General features: G+C 41.6%; 20 protein-coding genes. 2 read left to right on the top strand and 18 right to left on the bottom strand.

Annotated features, from left to right (window positions below; translation table 11 throughout):
* Positions 1-37 precede the first annotated feature (37 nt).
* The 6 genes from tlp to F6X55_RS07655 all read right to left on the bottom strand — a co-directional run bounded on the left by tlp (position 38) and on the right by F6X55_RS07655 (position 5,790).
* The gene (gene tlp, locus F6X55_RS07680; RefSeq protein WP_026570262.1) at positions 38-271 is read right to left on the bottom strand and encodes a small acid-soluble spore protein Tlp; all 234 of its coding nucleotides are present in this window, start codon (positions 269-271) and stop codon (positions 38-40) included.
* A gap of 12 nt (positions 272-283) precedes the next feature.
* A complete protein-coding gene (locus F6X55_RS07675; RefSeq protein WP_026570263.1) occupies positions 284-427 on the bottom strand; it encodes an acid-soluble spore protein N in 144 nt (47 codons plus the stop codon).
* Between the two features lie 79 nt (positions 428-506).
* The gene (locus F6X55_RS07670) at positions 507-674 is read right to left on the bottom strand and encodes an FbpB family small basic protein (RefSeq protein WP_152525537.1); all 168 of its coding nucleotides are present in this window, start codon (positions 672-674) and stop codon (positions 507-509) included.
* 37 nt (positions 675-711) lie between these two features.
* Positions 712-1,266, bottom strand: coding sequence for a TlpA family protein disulfide reductase (locus tag F6X55_RS07665; protein ID WP_153462611.1), 555 nt, complete (start codon positions 1,264-1,266; stop codon positions 712-714).
* 347 nt (positions 1,267-1,613) lie between these two features.
* Positions 1,614-4,322, bottom strand: coding sequence for an aconitate hydratase AcnA (acnA, locus tag F6X55_RS07660; RefSeq protein ID WP_026570265.1), 2,709 nt, complete (start codon positions 4,320-4,322; stop codon positions 1,614-1,616).
* Between the two features lie 337 nt (positions 4,323-4,659).
* The gene (locus F6X55_RS07655; protein ID WP_035426721.1) at positions 4,660-5,790 is read right to left on the bottom strand and encodes an ATP-binding protein; all 1,131 of its coding nucleotides are present in this window, start codon (positions 5,788-5,790) and stop codon (positions 4,660-4,662) included.
* Between the two features lie 329 nt (positions 5,791-6,119).
* Between F6X55_RS07655 and F6X55_RS07650 the strand changes: the two genes are divergently transcribed.
* Positions 6,120-6,587, top strand: a complete 468-nt coding sequence (locus F6X55_RS07650; RefSeq protein ID WP_051382032.1) for a DUF2621 domain-containing protein — start codon at positions 6,120-6,122, stop codon at positions 6,585-6,587.
* A gap of 31 nt (positions 6,588-6,618) precedes the next feature.
* Here the strand turns inward: F6X55_RS07650 and F6X55_RS07645 are convergent, their stop codons facing one another.
* The 9 genes from F6X55_RS07645 to F6X55_RS07605 form a co-directional block, all read right to left on the bottom strand.
* The gene (locus tag F6X55_RS07645; protein ID WP_026570266.1) at positions 6,619-7,095 is read right to left on the bottom strand and encodes a CcdC family protein; all 477 of its coding nucleotides are present in this window, start codon (positions 7,093-7,095) and stop codon (positions 6,619-6,621) included.
* Positions 7,096-7,140: 45 nt separating this feature from the next.
* A complete protein-coding gene (locus tag F6X55_RS07640; RefSeq protein WP_026771319.1) occupies positions 7,141-7,500 on the bottom strand; it encodes a response regulator in 360 nt (119 codons plus the stop codon).
* Positions 7,501-7,514: 14 nt separating this feature from the next.
* On the bottom strand, positions 7,515-7,949 hold the full coding sequence (locus tag F6X55_RS07635; RefSeq protein ID WP_026570268.1) for a Na(+)/H(+) antiporter subunit B: 435 nt from the start codon (positions 7,947-7,949) through the stop codon (positions 7,515-7,517).
* Positions 7,950-8,008: 59 nt separating this feature from the next.
* The gene (locus F6X55_RS07630) at positions 8,009-8,716 is read right to left on the bottom strand and encodes a cytochrome c biogenesis CcdA family protein (protein WP_026570269.1); all 708 of its coding nucleotides are present in this window, start codon (positions 8,714-8,716) and stop codon (positions 8,009-8,011) included.
* Between the two features lie 412 nt (positions 8,717-9,128).
* Entirely contained in the window at positions 9,129-9,347 is a 219-nt protein-coding gene (locus tag F6X55_RS07625; RefSeq protein WP_026570271.1) for a YneF family protein, read from the bottom strand.
* A gap of 45 nt (positions 9,348-9,392) precedes the next feature.
* On the bottom strand, positions 9,393-10,010 hold the full coding sequence (sirA, locus tag F6X55_RS20405) for a sporulation inhibitor of replication protein SirA (RefSeq protein ID WP_081718100.1): 618 nt from the start codon (positions 10,008-10,010) through the stop codon (positions 9,393-9,395).
* The gene (gene tkt, locus F6X55_RS07615) at positions 10,010-12,016 is read right to left on the bottom strand and encodes a transketolase (protein ID WP_026570273.1); all 2,007 of its coding nucleotides are present in this window, start codon (positions 12,014-12,016) and stop codon (positions 10,010-10,012) included. Before tkt ends, sirA begins: the two co-directional genes overlap by 1 nt.
* Before the next feature lie 134 nt (positions 12,017-12,150).
* Positions 12,151-12,387 (bottom strand): DUF896 domain-containing protein, encoded by a 237-nt coding sequence (locus F6X55_RS07610; RefSeq protein ID WP_026570274.1) that lies wholly within the window; start codon positions 12,385-12,387, stop codon positions 12,151-12,153.
* Positions 12,388-12,497: 110 nt separating this feature from the next.
* Positions 12,498-13,169: a YneB family resolvase-like protein gene (locus tag F6X55_RS07605; protein ID WP_153462609.1), complete on the bottom strand. Its 672-nt coding sequence runs from the start codon at positions 13,167-13,169 to the stop codon at positions 12,498-12,500.
* Positions 13,170-13,463: 294 nt separating this feature from the next.
* On the opposite strand from F6X55_RS07605, the gene lexA reads away from it, so the two are divergent.
* Positions 13,464-14,087: a transcriptional repressor LexA gene (gene lexA / locus F6X55_RS07600; protein WP_026570276.1), complete on the top strand. Its 624-nt coding sequence runs from the start codon at positions 13,464-13,466 to the stop codon at positions 14,085-14,087.
* A gap of 417 nt (positions 14,088-14,504) precedes the next feature.
* On the opposite strand, the gene F6X55_RS07595 is transcribed toward lexA, so the two are convergent.
* From F6X55_RS07595 to F6X55_RS07585, 3 genes are all read right to left on the bottom strand, one after another.
* Positions 14,505-14,774, bottom strand: a complete 270-nt coding sequence (locus F6X55_RS07595; RefSeq protein WP_026570278.1) for a holin — start codon at positions 14,772-14,774, stop codon at positions 14,505-14,507.
* 168 nt (positions 14,775-14,942) lie between these two features.
* Positions 14,943-16,280, bottom strand: a complete 1,338-nt coding sequence (glnA, locus tag F6X55_RS07590) for a type I glutamate--ammonia ligase (RefSeq protein WP_026771324.1) — start codon at positions 16,278-16,280, stop codon at positions 14,943-14,945.
* Positions 16,281-16,302: 22 nt separating this feature from the next.
* Positions 16,303-16,698, bottom strand: coding sequence for a MerR family transcriptional regulator (locus F6X55_RS07585; RefSeq protein ID WP_026570279.1), 396 nt, complete (start codon positions 16,696-16,698; stop codon positions 16,303-16,305).
* Positions 16,699-16,705 lie beyond the last annotated feature (7 nt).

Raw genomic sequence — 16,705 nt, 5'->3', positions numbered from 1 at the left:
TCGTTCGGTTTCTGCTTTTGTCCCAGCGTTTCCTTTGTTAATGATGCTGGCTGTCACGGTATTCGTCTTTGATTTCTTCTCTGAAACCACGGATTGATTCTTCTCTGCGCGCATTCTTCGCTTTGATTTGTTCCTTTTCTTCTCCTGAAGCAAACTTCATTGTTTCATGAGCTGCTTCCAAATTTGCAATTGTATTTTGAACCATATCTTGCAACTTTTCCACATTGTCTGAGCGATCATCAGGATTCGGCTGTGGTCGATGTTTCACCATGGCAAAGTCCTCCTATTCACCTTTGGTTTGAATCACTTGAGGCTTCTGGTCACTTTTTACCTGCATTTGTTTCCCTTTATTACCTCCAGCCTCCAATGGCTGCGTCCCTAGATGCCTGGGTCGGAAATGTTTGCTGTCCTTTTTAGGATTACCCAACTTGAGTCCCCCTTTCAAAAGGATACAATTATTATTGGCTAAATAGTTTCGCTTATACAAAAACAGGATGACCTGTAAATCAGTCATCCCGTTTTCCTAAATTGATGTTCCTTCGATTTTCTATTCTGTCCTCAATCTTGTTCAGTAACTTACTGTCATTTAAAATAGCATCCCTGTTTTCCTTAATCAAATCTTCGAGTGACTTTCGTTTTCTTAAAGAAATGGTCAACCCCTCCTCCGATAGCATTAATAGGAGGATTGCCCAATTTTTCAAAAAATATAAGCTAATCGAAAGATTTTAGTGTGTTTTCCATATACTCATAAGACATCGGCCCTGTCACTGTTTCCTTGATGTTGCCATCACTGCCGATAAAATAAGAAGTCGGGATATTCAAGACACGGTAAGTGTCCACGGCTTTTGAATCCTTATCCAAAAGAATTCGGAAAGAAACGTTCGCCTGCTCTTTAAATGATCTAACTTTTTCGATTCCTTCCAGTTCAGTCGCAGTAGCGTTGACTGCCAGTATTTCCACTTCGTTTCCATACTCTTGCTTCAACTGTTCTAAGGCAGGTATTTCCTCTTTGCAAGGACCGCACCAGGTTGCCCAAAAGTTCAACAGAATTTTTTTTCCTTTAAAATCGGATAATTTTATTTGCTTTTCTTCAAGTGACGGCAATGATAAATCGGGAGCAGCCTGTCCTGCTTTCAAATTGTTTGCAGAAGCGTGGTCATTGGCCAGTTGGTCCATATTTGTTTTCTCTCCATTATCAGTCACATTATAGATAAAAATGACAATTAACGTTAATAATAAAATTACAGCAGTCACTTTTTTTATCATTTACATCATTCCTCAAAAAATTTGGAAGCTTGTACCTGGTCATTATGGTCTTAGTTTATGTCGGGCATCCAAGATTTAGAAGCAGTGTTCCTCTGTTATCTTAATTTGTTTCTAATTAGATGTAAAGGATTACGGGTAATTGTTCAAACTATAGGTTATTCCTCCTTCTGGTAAAAACGCTTGCCTCCCAATAAGGCAGACAAGATAAAAATGATTACTTTACCAAACACCCAGTAGCTGATCCTTTTCTGTCTTTGACTAGAAATTTTGTAATTATTAAGTGCTGTGCTTGAGGAGAGTCTTCCAACGAAAAACAGCCCGGCATCGCCGGACTGTTTAGATTCAAATTAGTTCGTTTCCAATTTGTTACGAAGCACCATCTGAAGGATACCGCCGTGACGATAGTAGTCGATTTCAACTTCACTATCAAAGCGTGCAATCACTTCAAATTCTGTTTTATTGCCTTGCTCGTCGGTCGCAGTCACTTTGACAAGGTCATGCGGTTTGACTGTTTCATCAATATCTACATCAAATGTTTCTTTTCCAGTCAATCCTAGAGACTCAGCGCTGTCACCTTTGGCGAACTGCAAAGGAAGCACTCCCATCATCACTAAGTTGGAACGATGGATCCTTTCAAAGCTTTCTGCAATGACCGTTTTAATTCCCAACAGGTTTGTACCCTTGGCTGCCCAGTCACGAGAGCTGCCCATGCCATAATCCTTGCCGGCAATGACCAATAGCCCTGTATCATCTTGTTGATATTTCATTGCTGCATCATAAATCGGCATCACTTCTTCTGTCGGCCAATAAGTTGTATATCCGCCCTCTGTACCAGGAGCCAGCAAGTTACGGATCCGGATGTTCGCAAATGTCCCACGCATCATTACTTCGTGATTACCACGGCGAGAACCATAAGAGTTAAAGTTTCTAGGAGAAACGTCTTTTTCTTGCAGATATTTACCAGCAGGCATGTCTTTCGCGATTGCCCCAGCTGGTGAAATATGGTCCGTGGTTACCGAATCCCCGAATTTGCCAATGGCGCGCAAGTTATTTAGCTGATGGACTTCTCCGGCTTCTTTAGATAATCCCTCAAAGAATGGCGGATTTTGGATATAGGTTGATTCATCATTCCATTTATACAGTGGTTCATCAGTCGTTTCGATTGCATTCCACTTCTCATTGGAATCAAATACGCTTTCATATTCTTTCCGGAAGATTTCTGGTGTTACCGCATTGGCTACTTCCTGTTTAATTTCGTCAATGGATGGCCATATATCATTGAAATAAACAGCATTTCCATCATTGTCCGTACCGATTGGATCTTTGTACAAGTCTACATCGACACTGCCGGCAAGTGCATAAGCTACCACCAGAGGAGGAGAAGCCAAGTAATTTGCTTTTACCAGTGGATGGATACGCCCTTCAAAGTTACGGTTTCCGGATAGCACGGAAGAAACGGTGAGATCGCTTTCCACAATCGCATCTTCAATTTCCGGGGACAATGGACCGGAGTTACCGATACAAGTCGTACAGCCATAGCCGACAAGGCTGAAACCTAATTTTTCAAGATAAGGCATTAACCCGGAATCCTCCAGATAACGCGTAACTACTTTGGAACCAGGTGCAAGCGATGTTTTAACATACGCCGGCACTTCAAGCCCTTTTTCTACAGCCTTTTTGGCTAGTAGTCCTGCCCCGAGCATGACGTAAGGATTGGAAGTATTGGTACAGGAAGTAATTGCCGCGATAGCCACTGCACCTGTTTTCATCACGGATGATTTTCCATCCGGATGATCAATCGATGCTTCTTTTTCGAATTCTTTTGCATCCAAACCAAAACCTTGATTGCCTGCTGGTGCTGTTACTGCCTCGTTAAACGACTCTTTCATTTTGGAGAGCGGAATTAAATCTTGAGGACGTTTTGGTCCAGATAAATTCGGCTCAAGCTCTGACAGGTTTATTTCAACCAATTCAGTAAATTCCGGATCCGGTTGATCAGAGGAATACCAAAGGTTGTTTTCTTTACAATACTTCTCCACTAGGGCGATATGGTCCTCACTTCTTCCGGTCAGTCGCAAGTAATTCAAAGATTCCTGATCGACAGGGAAGAACCCGCAGGTAGCCCCATATTCTGGAGCCATATTGGAAATGGTGGCACGATCGGCCAAAGGCATATCCTTCAATCCAGGTCCGAAGTATTCTACAAACTTACCGACAACATTGCGTTCCCTTAGCACTTGCGTCACTTTCAAAGCCAAGTCGGTGGCGGTTGTGCCATTCGGGAAGCTGCCGGTGAATTTGACACCGATAACCTCTGGCGCCGGGAAATAGGAAGGCTGGCCGAGCATTCCTGCTTCTGCTTCGATACCGCCGACACCCCAGCCAAGAACCCCTAATCCATTGATCATGGTAGTATGGGAGTCCGTCCCTACAAGGGTATCAGGGAAAGCGTCATATTCACCGCTTTCATTTTCAAGCGCATGGACAACATTCGCGATATACTCAAGATTGACCTGATGGACGATACCTGTTGCAGGTGGAACAGCACGATAGTTATCGAATGCTTTTTGAGCCCAATTTAAAAATTCATATCGCTCCATGTTCCGTTCGAATTCCAAATCCATATTCGCTTGCAAAGCATTTGGTGTCCCATATTTGTCTACCTGGACAGAATGGTCGATAACCAGGTCAACAGGGACTTCCGGATTGATTTTATCAGGAGCTCCTCCCATGTCGACCATTGCTTTTCGCAAGGAAGCGAGATCCACCACTGCAGGTACACCTGTGAAGTCCTGCAAGATGACACGAGATGGTTTGAACGGAACATCCTTCCCTTCCGCTTTCCCCCATTTCGCAAGGCTTTCGACATGTTCATCCTTGATAACAAAGCCATCGTGTTGTCTAACCAGGGATTCAAGCAACACGCGGATAGAAAAAGGAAGGCGGGTAATATCGCCTAGTCCTGCGTCTTCCAGGGCTTTTAATTGATAAAAGTTATACGTTTTACCATTCAGTTCGAATTGCTTTTTTGCATTATAAGTATTATTTGCTACCATAAGACTTTATGTTACCCCCTTTAAAGATTATAAATCGTCGAAGGATACTCCAATCCCCTATTTAACAGCCTTCGACAAAATCTATAGATTGAATCCACAATATATTTTAAATGAAATCGATTTATAAGTAAAACATTTGATCATATTTTTAGAAAGTTTTAGTTTTGAAGATTGCGAGTATGTAAGGATTTTAGGCAGGAAACGACATGCAAGCCTTATGTACAATATAGCTTCATAACTTACGGGGAAAGCTGCTACCGGGTATCTCCTGTAGAAAGTCTTGTCGTTTCTTTAGTCATATGCACTTTCTACAGGACGTTTTGCAGGGGGTTTTTATTCAGTATTCCTGTTTGGTCGGCAGGATCACCCTGAAGGTGCTCCCTTTTTCGGGGTTACGATAGATTTCCAGTCTGCCATGGTGCTTTTCGACGATTTGGTTGGATATCATCAAACCAAGACCTGTGCCATCTTTTTTGGTCGTGAAAAAAGGCTCTTTCAATTTATGGAGAATGTTTTCCGGTATGCCGGGGCCCTCGTCGACAATATCTATTTCAATCGATCCTTTGTTCGTTCTCCCATGCACGAAGACGCTTCCTCCGTCTTTCATTGCCTCCACTGCATTTTTGATTAAATTGATAAAAACCTGTTTAATTTGGGAACGATCACAAAATACACATTGTTCTTTATCAAGGTCCATGTATATATCGACATTTTTCAACTTGGCCTGAGAACGAAGCAAAACAATGACATCATTCAACAATTCTGATATCATCTCCATTTTTTTATCATCAGTCATCGGTTTTGAAATGAAAAGCAACTCGGAAGTGATGGTCTCTATTTTTTCTATCTCATCCACCATAATTTTGTAGTACTCCTCTTTCCGGTCGATACCAGCCTGGAGCAATTGGAGAAACCCTTTGATGGATGTCAGCGGGTTACGTATCTCATGAGCGACACCTGCTGCCAGCTGCCCAGCCACGGACATTTTTTCTGAGCGTATCATCATTTCTTCTGCTTCCTTTTTGTCCTGTATATCTTTGGTTACAGAGACCACTAAGTCGGCTGCATGCTCTTCATCTCGTAATCTGCCAATTACACTTTCTGCCCAAATATATTTTCCTTCTTTATTGCGGATACTCAAATGAACCTTTTGAGAATCAGCGGAATATTGGCTGAATTTAGACTTCAGAAGGCTTTGGTCATACGGCGATAAGAGTTCCAACACAGAGATTCCGATCAATTCTTCTGCTTTATAGCCGAGCATATGATACACTGACTTAGAAATGTATAAGACCCGGCCATCCAGATTGCATACAGTGATTAAATCGTATCCGTTGTTCTCAATCCATTCGAGCATGCTATCCGGCAATCTGGTCAGCAAATAATCAGTAGCAGGATGATGATCGTTTAATTCCATAGTATGCGTAAGATGGATATTCGTCTCATTGTTTCTTTCTTCTGAATCCATTCCTTTTGTCCCCCTATCTCATGTACCGACTACTAGGATGATTATCTCAAAAAGTCCGCCTTTCTTCTATCTTTTTCATTTATCCAGTATGAAAACTTGTATTTATAAAAATATCCTTTTATAATTACCATAGTTGATTCCGATGATAAAAGGTTTGCTAGTGAAACTTGATCAGAGCGATCCTTCAATCCCGAAATATGATTAAACAATTATTAGTAATATTACTATAAATATCAAAAAAATTAAACTTTTGCACTATTTTTTCTCCATTTCCACTATATTTCTTTACTTTAACAATATGACTAAAAACAGAAAGATTGGTGATCGACATGACAGGCGGTTTTGCTTATTTCATCGTTGCCTGGGTGTTCTTGCTGGTAGGTTTGATGGCGATTGGCGGTTTCTTTATGTTCCGCAAATTCCTTAAACGGCTCCCTAAAGAGGATGGCAAATCCATACTTGATTGGGAAGAATATTATGTAAATAAAACACGGCATATGTGGGGCAAAAAAGAATTGACATTGCTTGAAGAACTCGTTTCTCCCGTACCCGAATTATTCCGGGATATCGCGAGACAAAAAATAGCGGGGAAAATTGGGGAAATTGCTTTGGAAAAGAAACGGAAAAAGATCACGCAGGACATATTAATCGAAGGATATATCATCGCCACACCTAAGCGGGATCATAAATTTTTACAAAAAAAACTGAATGAGAAACAAATCGATATGGAACCTTATGCAGAATTATTTGAGTCGGAGAGAGTTCCTGCCACTAAGTCAACACCCCGCAGTCAATAACCTAACCAACTGCGGGGTTTATCCTTTCCTTTTATGAAGTGACAGAACCATTCAGGCGTTTTTCAATCCTGGTAAATTTCCATAACATGGCAATTCTCCAAGATAATATCATTCCGAATGCCAGTAAAAAGAACATGCCGCTCGTTTCTCCAACAGACACGGTTTTCCCGATGATCACCTTTAAGGTGATGCGGACGATTAATAATCCGAATAAGATAAATACAAACGCTTTGGAAGGAATCAAGTAAATATATCCATTTTTCACTTCGAAATTCGAGCTTTTGATCAAAAATAGAGAAAATACCACCCCGACAGAAAAAGCCTCCAATACTTGGGCCCACGATACTTGAAAAGCAGGTACTAAAAACATAAAAGCACCCGTACTCATAAACAAAGGCGGCAAAATGATTCTTGCTTTGCTTGCCGGCCTCCTCGAAGCTTTCATCCTGACAAATATCATGGTGACTGCCATCAGAATTCCTACGATTGTGGTTGCTGTTATCAGCATAATATCAACTCTTCCATCTTGTCTATATGTATGTACCGAATATGGTCAGCTCAGTACCCGATTTACGGCCTCAAGTACTCTGTTTTCATCGAAAGGCTTTACAATAAAATCTTTTGCTCCTTTTTCAATGGCTTCCACCACCAGTTTTTGTTGCCCCATCGCTGAACACATGATTACTTTCGCCTGACTGTCAAAAGCTTTTATTTCTTGCATTGCCTCCATGCCGTTTTTACCTGGCATGGTGATATCCATGGTAACTAAATCCGGTGACAACCGTTTGTACATCTCAACCGCTTGATCACCATCTTCCGCTTCTCCTACAACGATATGGTTTCCGTTTTCCAGAATTCCCGCTAAAGTTACACGGATAAACTTTGCATCATCAACCACTAATATGTTTGCCATCAAATTCCCCCTTACTATTCACGATCGCCGGCAATCGAAAGAATGATCGTCATAGTTATTCCTACAACCGTAAGATATACCCCTAAATCGAATAAAAGCGCTGTGGCCAGTTCTTTATCGCCAAGTAACGGAATATGGAAGTGGCCAAAAGTTTGATTTAAAAACGGTTCGCCAAATGCGAAAGAACCGGCGCCTGTCAACAATGCAATTAAAAGTCCAGTCGGTATTAAAAAACGATAATTCACGGGGATGATTTTGCTGACAGCCCTCTCACCATAAGCCATATACATGAGTACAATCGCTGAAGCAGTCATCAAACCGCCGACAAATCCACCTCCAGGAGCGTTATGCCCCGCAAGAAATAAATAGATAGAGAAGGCGAATAAAATGAATGATATTAACACTGTCGCCGTTCTTAAAATCAAGTCATTTGTTCCGTGCATCTTCATAACTCCTTTTTCATGTCCGTAATTCTATCATAATATAAATATGCAGCGATTTCCATTGGTTAAAACCCGTAAAAGTTAAACCAGCCTGCAAGGTAAGATGTGAGGTCCGTCATCCAGTCGAAGAATAAAGCGATTCCCATAAATATCATGACATAACCGCCGATTTTCACCAACCGCGGACCATTCCTTTTTATCCATTTCATCTTTCCGACAAAGAAGGATAAAATCAGAAATGGAGCAGAAAAGCCCAATGAATAAGCAGTCATCATCACCATTCCAAGCTCCGGATTATCTGCGGATAACGAGATAACGGCACCGAGGATAGGGCCTGTGCAAGGCGTCCATCCCATCGAGAAAGCCATTCCGATTAGAAAGGAACCGATGAAACCACCCGGCCTGTTGCGAAAAACGATTTTATGATCCTTCATCAGAAATTGAAAGTTGAATACTCCTATGATAACCAATCCAAAAAATACAATCAAAATCGCACCAAGCTGGCGGATGGCATCCTGCCAGGTTAACAAAAATTCCCCTATGAATGTGGTGAAAAAACCGAGTAAAACGAAAACGCTTGAAAATCCAAGCAAAAACAACACAGTATGGATAATGCTTTTGCTATTCAACATTCCGTTTTCAACCTTTATCTCGTTTACACTCATTCCGGTTATGTATGATAAAAAAGCCGGATATAATGGCAGGACGCATGGAGAGATAAACGATAGGAAACCTGCTCCAAAGGCAATAAATATATTTAATTCTGCCGCCATTTTTCCCCCTCCTTCATTTAGTCATCTCTATTGTAGCTTAATACAAAATATTCACTTCTATAATGACTGGAAAACCGCTTAATACCTATGTTTCAACTTGTGTACAAAATCCGGATGACCAAGAAATCCGGACCGGCAATAGAAAAGAAACCAGAACACTGCAGCCCACAACATCTTGAAAAGCGACTGCTCAACCTAATTATTCTAACTCTAGCGGATTTTATTAGTAAAGCAGATAGTTCCGTCTTTTTTAGTGTAGCAGAAGATAAATCCGCCATTGTGACAACTAAGTGAAATTTTCACTTTCTTACATATAAATCCCTTGCCGCTAAGTGACAAGGGATTTATATGTATAGTTATCAAATAGAATCTATTTTAGATACCATTGACCGCTAATAAGTGGGTTCATTCATTATTTCGATTGGTTGTTCATCGCCCGCATCATTTGATTGATTTTTTTCTGCGATGGCTTTTGTCCCATTTGCATCATCAATGTGCGAAGCATTTGTTCATTAATCGGCGGGTTCTTCTTAAGGTAATTCATCATATATTTTCTCGCAATGAAAAACCCCAGAGCAACACCGGCAATCAAAGCAATAATGGCAATCAATACTACCCAAATCGTGCCCATGTCACGTCTTCCTCCTTCAAGTTGTCTCTAATACAGTATAGTAAATCATAATAGAGAATACAATAGCCTTGTATTCAAGTCCTTATGCCGTTTACCTATCGGTGAGATCCAACCATAATTGTCTGAATCACATTCGATAATAAAAAAGCGGCTGTCAAATCGCCTGAGATATTGAAACAACAGATTTTCCATAGCAGAAAAGCTGGTGGAAAACCCATGTATGCACCTTACGTCAATCAGTAACTCAGCAACGTCCGACCGATGATCTTTTATACGCAATCTGTTCCCGTCCTTCTCGAACTCTGATTTGCCAGAATGCGAAAATGCCAGATAGTCCATCAATTCTCGTACAGGAATCTCAGACGTTACATATCTTGATTGTTTATATGTGATACTATCTCGTGGATAAACATCAAACTTTCGTAAAAATCGATATAAAATTTCTGATCGATAAAAATAATGATTCGCGAATTCACTGTTCACTATAAATATGGAGTAATTAGGCAATGGCTTGTCCCTCCCTGCTAGGGACAAGTATACACAATCCAATGCGAAACTGTTGTCAAACGATGGAGTGGAATTCTTCGAATATTGTCGAACAAGAAAAAGATGAATCCATAATAGACCCCCCAGCGATAGCGGCAGCCTGGGGGGGAAGGACATTAACCTTTGATAAGGTTTTCAGCCTGATTGACCACATTCTCAACGGTAAATCCGTATTCTTCCAAAATCTTTTCTCCATTGGCAGAAGCACCGAAAGTCTCTATGCCCAACACTTTGCCTTCATCCCCTACATAACGTTCCCATCCGAAAGGAGAAGCCATTTCAATTGCCAGGCGTTTTTTCACGGTAGTTGGGAGAACTTCTTCCTGGTATGCTTTATCCTGTTGTTTAAAGCGATCCCAGGAAGGCATGCTGATTACACTGACATCGATGCCTTTGTTTTTCAGTTCTTTCTGGGCGCTTACTGCCAGTTGTACTTCCGATCCAGAAGCAAGAAGCAAACCGTCCGCTTGGTCGCCGTCAGCCGGGCTGATGACATAAGCGCCTTTTTTGACTCCTTCATACGCCTGTTCTTTGGTTCCCTCCAAAGTAGGAAGGCCTTGTCTGGTAAGAACCAGTGCTGTTGGAGTTTTTGTGGATTCTAACGATAGCCTCCACGCTGCACTGGTTTCATTTCCATCAGCCGGACGAATTACAGACAAATTCGGCATTGCCCGAAGAGATGCCAACTGTTCGATCGGCTCATGAGTTGGTCCATCTTCTCCCACTGCGATGGAATCGTGAGTGAACACATATGTTACCGGAAGATTCATGATGGCAGACAATCTAACAGCCGGGCGCAAGTAGTCACTAAACACAAAGAAAGTACCCGCATAGACCTTCAATCCTCCATGCAGCCCCATTCCATTCAAGGCTGCAGCCATGGCAAACTCACGAACACCAAACCAGATATTTCTGCCAGAATAGTTATTTCTCGAAAAATCCCCTGCTCCTTTTACATTCGTTTTATTCGAACCAGCTAAATCCGCGCTGCCCCCAAAAAAGTAAGGTACTTTATTGGCAATAGCATTAATTACTTCGCCAGAAGAAGCACGAGTGGCCAGCTTATCTTTTCCCGCCTCGTAACTCGGCAGCTCATCTGCCCAGTCGGCCGGCAGTTCTCCCTTGATTGCATTCGCTAATTCTTCGGCAAGCTCTGGATATTGAGACTTATACTTTTCAAACAGAGCGTTCCATTCATCTTCAGCCTGCTTGCCTTGCTGCACGATTTTTTGATCGAAATCCTGATAGACTTCTTCCGGTACGTGAAATTCATCATGCTCCCATTCATAAGCCTGTTTGGTAAGTTTGATTTCATCCGCCCCTAGAGGAGCGCCATGGGAAGCAGAAGAAGCAGACTTGTTCGGTGAACCATAACCAATAACGGTTTTCACTTCGATCAAGGTAGGCTGATCCGTGTTTGCTTTCGCTTCTTTGATCGCATCCCGAATTGCAGATAAATCATTGCCGTCTTCCACCCGGATGACCTGCCATCCATATGCTTTGAACCGATCCTCTACATTTTCAGAAAAGGACTGGGACAGCTCCCCATCCAGGGATATATCATTCGAATCATACAAAGCGACTAACTTGCCAAGTTTTAAATGGCCAGCCAGGGATGCTGCTTCGTGCGAGATTCCTTCCATTAAGTCTCCGTCACTGACAAGAGCAAAAGAGTGATGGTCAATCACCGGAAATCCTTCTTTGTTGTACTTGGCAGCTAGATGTTGTTCTGCCATCGCCATGCCGACTGTCATCGCCAAGCCTTGGCCGAGCGGTCCTGTAGTGGCTTCTACACCTTCTGTATGGTGGACTTCTGGATGACCGGGAGTTTTGGATCCCCATTGGCGGAAGCCTTTCAAATCATCGATCGTCAATCCATAACCGGACAGATGGAGAAGGCTGTATAACAGCATTGACCCATGTCCGGCCGATAGAACAAATCTATCTCGGTTGAACCAGTGTGAGTTCTTGGGATTGTGAGTCATGAAGTCGGTCCAAAGGGTATATGCCATTGGAGCAGCCCCCATCGGCAATCCCGGATGACCGGAGTTCGCATTTTCAATGGCATCGATTGACAAGGTACGAATTGTATTAATGGATAGTTTTTCTGTTTGGTTTACCATGTATTGTTGTAACCCCTTTCTGATTTACGGTTTATGTACACCTCATATCCTATAATGAAAAGACAAATCAAACAAGCATTTCAGCATGTCCATTATAATTCCATGCTGGAATGCTTGTCAAAAAGGCTTCATTCTCAATGATTGTTTTTCTCCCGATGTTTTAAATCTTTGACTTTTTGGGGAGTGACGTCCTTTCCTTCCGGATCAACCACTGTCATGCTTTTAAATTGGTTTTTAAAGGATTTTCGTACATTTTTCAAGTACTCCTCCCTCAATGACTGTTGCTCCTGCTTTTCATTAGTCGTCAAGCCTTCTTCTTTTGCTTTTTTAGCAAGGACGTTGATTCTATTCAACTTATCTTTTGAAAGCATAAGAAACTCCTTTAAAATAATTTATAGTTCTTGTTTTGCCATAAAACAGTTTTTTGAAACAAAAAAACAAGTCCTGACAGAACCGAACTTGTCTTGTACATATCTTATCGCTACTCCGGATCGGAATCAAGTGAAACATACTCTTGAAACCTACGATGGACGGTCGCTTTCGAAACAGGATATCCAAGCCCCTTCAAAGTAGCCGCTATTTCTTCGAAAGTCAGCTTATTCGCCCTTAGCCTGACCACCTCGTCAATCGGGAACTCTATTCTATCTCTTCCTGAGGCTTGATGCTGATTCGCCAGGTTTTTCCCTGGATCATACCCACGTTCCATTGCTTTACGCATTCCGCGTTTAATTTTCAAATTATGGATTTTTCTTTGATATTCCTCTACAATGCCGACGATTTGCAGAACCATGGAATCGGACTCGGATAATTCCAACTGTCCTCGATGCGTCAGTGAATATACAGGGATTTGCAATTTGTTGAGCTGATGAAACAAAGCGATCTTTGTATTGCCTCTCCCAAGCCGTGTTTCATCCTGAACGAGAAGACAGTCGGCTTTTTTTGAGGAAAATAAATCGAGCATCTGGAACACGCCTTCCCGGTCTATCTCGTAGCCGCTTTTTTGTTCTTCTATAATCGATACAACGTCTAATTCATGATTGGCAGCCATATCTGTTAACTCCTGCTTCTGTCGCTGCAAAGAGGTTTCCTGCTCTTCTTTAACCGTGCTAACTCTACAATATATTACTACTTTTTGCTGTTTTGTTGTCTTCACAAGCTGACACCTCTTATGTTCCTTTTCATCGCCATTTATTCAGATGGTGACCATCGCATAATACATTAATCCTAAAGTGAAAATAAATAGAGTTAAATAGAAAAGGTCTAGTTTCGAAAGTTTTTGAAACATATTGTCCGCCTCCTAAATAATTAGAACTTATGTTCGCTTTTATATTACTATTATATACGAACATAGGTTCTTGTCAATGTTTTTTTCGAACGAGTGTTTGTATCTGCATGTCAACCATGATATAATATTCACAATAAATACTATGTCCGAGGTGTTACACAAATGACAAAACTATCAAAAAGGCAGCAGGCAATTTTAGAATATATTAAAGAGCAGGTTTTGGATAAAGGTTATCCACCTTCTGTGAGGGAAATAGGAGAGGCTGTAGGACTAGCATCGAGTTCAACCGTCCACGGCCATTTATCGAGACTGGAAAAGAAAGGATTTATCAGAAGAGATCCTACGAAACCCCGTGCCATTGAAGTGCTTAATTTAGAAGAGACTCCTGAAATTCCTGCCGGTGAAGCGACTTTCGCCCCGGTTATCGGAAAGGTCACCGCAGGTATACCTATTACAGCTGTGGAAAACATAGAAGAATATGTGCCGCTCCCTGGCACGATAGCCAATCCAGATGAAAATATTTTCGTGTTGATCATCGAAGGTGAAAGCATGGTGGAAGCTGGTATATTGGATGGAGATATGGTCATAGTCAAACAACAACAAACTGCTCAAAACGGGGAAATTGTCGTAGCCATGACAGAAGAAGGAGAAGCTACCGTCAAACGTTTCTTCAAAGAAAAAGACCATATCAGACTCCAGCCCGAAAATGCAACAATGGAACCGATTATCCTCAATAATGTATCAATTTTAGGGAAAGTGGTAGGTTTATATCGACATATCCAATAAAATATCAAGTAGACAGAAAAAACCAAATCCTAGGATTTGGTTTTTTCTGTCTACTTGAACTACCATCTATATGTTTTTACCGATATCCATAAATTTAGTTAGCAGTGTTTCGCTTTTTGTTTTCAGGAAGCGGAAATACTACCAAGAATGCGAAATACCCCAACAGTAAAACATTGAAAACAAATAACCATATGGATGAAAAATCATATATTTCTTGAAAATTCTTTGTGACGGCCAAAACCAAAGCGGCTATCAGTACAAAACCTACATACTTGATAAATAACACCTCCCTTTTATGATTTTATTAAATTTCCAAGAAAATGTCCAAAGTTTTTTCCCTTTAATACCTGACCTCAACCCCCAATGGCTGGATTGTGTCATCTTTGAAAACGAAATATTTGACACCAAACAAGACGCTCAGGGAGCGTCTTGTTTGGTGTTCCCGTCTCTTGTTTTGACTAACTCGAACAGACCTGTTCCTGCCAGTCCTGCTATCCCTCCCGCCCAAAGGCGCAGAACGATATCCATTTCCGTAAAAGGATATGCGATTCCTCCAATTATCATGCCGATCACCAAGCTAATGGCTGGAATGATATTTTTAGGCAGCGCAAATGTCTTTTTCACCAATTCAACCAAGGCAGATACAATCGGAAATAAAACAGTAGCAAACATTAATACATTCTCCAATTAGAAGCACCCCATCATTATTTATATGACGTTTCAGGCCTTTTAGAAGTGCGAAGAAATAACTATTAAACCGTGGTAATCAATGTGGAGAATGCTGCCGGCCGCCCTTTTGCGTAGGAATTTTAAAGGAAAAGCCTCCCGGCGTAAAAGTGCCGGAAGGCTGTAAGATTAATAAGTTTGCAGATACTGTTCGCGTTCCCAAGGGTGTACTTGTGTACGGAACATATCCCATTCGATTTCTTTTGCTTCGACGAAGTGTTCGAAAAGATGTTCTCCGAGCGCTTCTACGATGATTTTGTCTTTCTTCATTAGCTCAACTGCATTGTAAAGGGTGGCCGGTAAATCTTGCACACCGTTTTCTTCCCTTTCTTCTTTATCCATGACGTAAATATTGCGGTCGACCGCTGTTGGTGCTTCCATTTTGTTCTCCACACCGTCAAGTCCTGCGGCAAGCATGACGGACATAGCCAAATAAGGGTTTGCCGCCGGATCGACACTTCGAACTTCAACTCGTGTGCTCAGTCCTCTTGAAGAAGGAACTCGGATAAGCGGACTTCTGTTCAATCCAGACCAAGCTACATAGCAAGGTGCCTCATATCCTGGAACAAGACGTTTGTAAGAGTTGATTGTCGGGTTTGTTACAGCTGTGAAGCTGGTCGCATGCTTGATGATGCCTGCGATAAATTGATATGCCGTTTCGCTAAGTTCCAGTTCTCCTTGTGGATCGTAGAAAGAATTTTTGCCATCTTTGAACAACGACATATTGGAGTGCATCCCGGAGCCGTTCACACCGAACAGCGGTTTTGGCATGAAAGTAGCGTGTAAACCATGTTTACGGGCAATCGTTTTGACAACCAATTTAAACGTTTGGATATCATCACAGTGTTTTAAAGCATCGGAATATTTAAAGTCAATTTCGTGCTGTCCCGGTGCCACCTCATGGTGGGAAGCTTCGATTTCAAAACCCATCTCTTCCAATTCAAGCACGATATCGCGACGGCAGTTCTCTCCCAAATCAGTAGGTGCTAAGTCGAAGTAACCGCCTTTATCATTCAATTCTAGCGATGGTTCACCTTTTTCATCCAATTTGAAAAGGAAAAATTCTGGTTCTGTACCAATATTGAAAGCGGAGAAGCCCAGCTCTTCCATCTTTTTCAAGTTGCGCTTCAAGTTGTAACGAGGGTCGCCTTCAAAAGGCGTTCCGTCAGGATTGTAAATATCACAAATGAAACGGGCGACTTTTCCTTTTTCAGAAGTCCACGGGAAAACAACAAATGTATCCAAGTCCGGATAAAGTTTCATGTCGGATTCCTCTATGCGAACAAACCCTTCGATAGAAGAGCCATCGAACATCATTTCATTGTCAAATGCTTTTTCTAACTGGCTCAAAGGGATTTCAACGTTCTTAATCGTTCCAAGCATGTCGGTAAACTGCAAACGAATGAACCGTACGTTTTCCTCCTTGATTTTTTGCATTATCTCTTCTTTCGTAAATTTAGCAGCCATTTATTCCTCTCCTCCTATATATTTAATGGAAGAATCGTGATAATTCTCCCTGGCGCAACGATGTTTTTCCCATGCGGCCGGTACTGTGAAGCTCTTTTTGCAGCATTTTCCGCAATTCTTTCTCAGACAGTTCCGGGGCTTTTTCATTTTCCTTCAACTGTTTTGTCGTTGGGAGGTCTTTTATGTTAAGTACTTGTTTGATTCCTGCCAGGTTTATCCCCTTTTCAATCAATTCTTTGATTTCGAGCAGTCGATCGACATCATTGAATGAAAACAAACGTTGGTTTCCGTTTGTCCTGGCCGGATGAACCAGATTATGTTCTTCATAATAACGGATTTGTCTTGCTGTCAAATCGGTCAGTGACTTAACGATACCTATGGAAAATAACGGCATGGAACGTCTATCCAGATCGCTCATGGTATAA

Origin of the sequence: Sediminibacillus terrae, assembly GCF_009602435.1 — a bacterium.
Classification (GTDB): Bacteria; Bacillota; Bacilli; order Bacillales; family Amphibacillaceae; genus Sediminibacillus; species Sediminibacillus terrae.
This window is presented reverse-complemented; position numbering and strand designations above follow the sequence as displayed.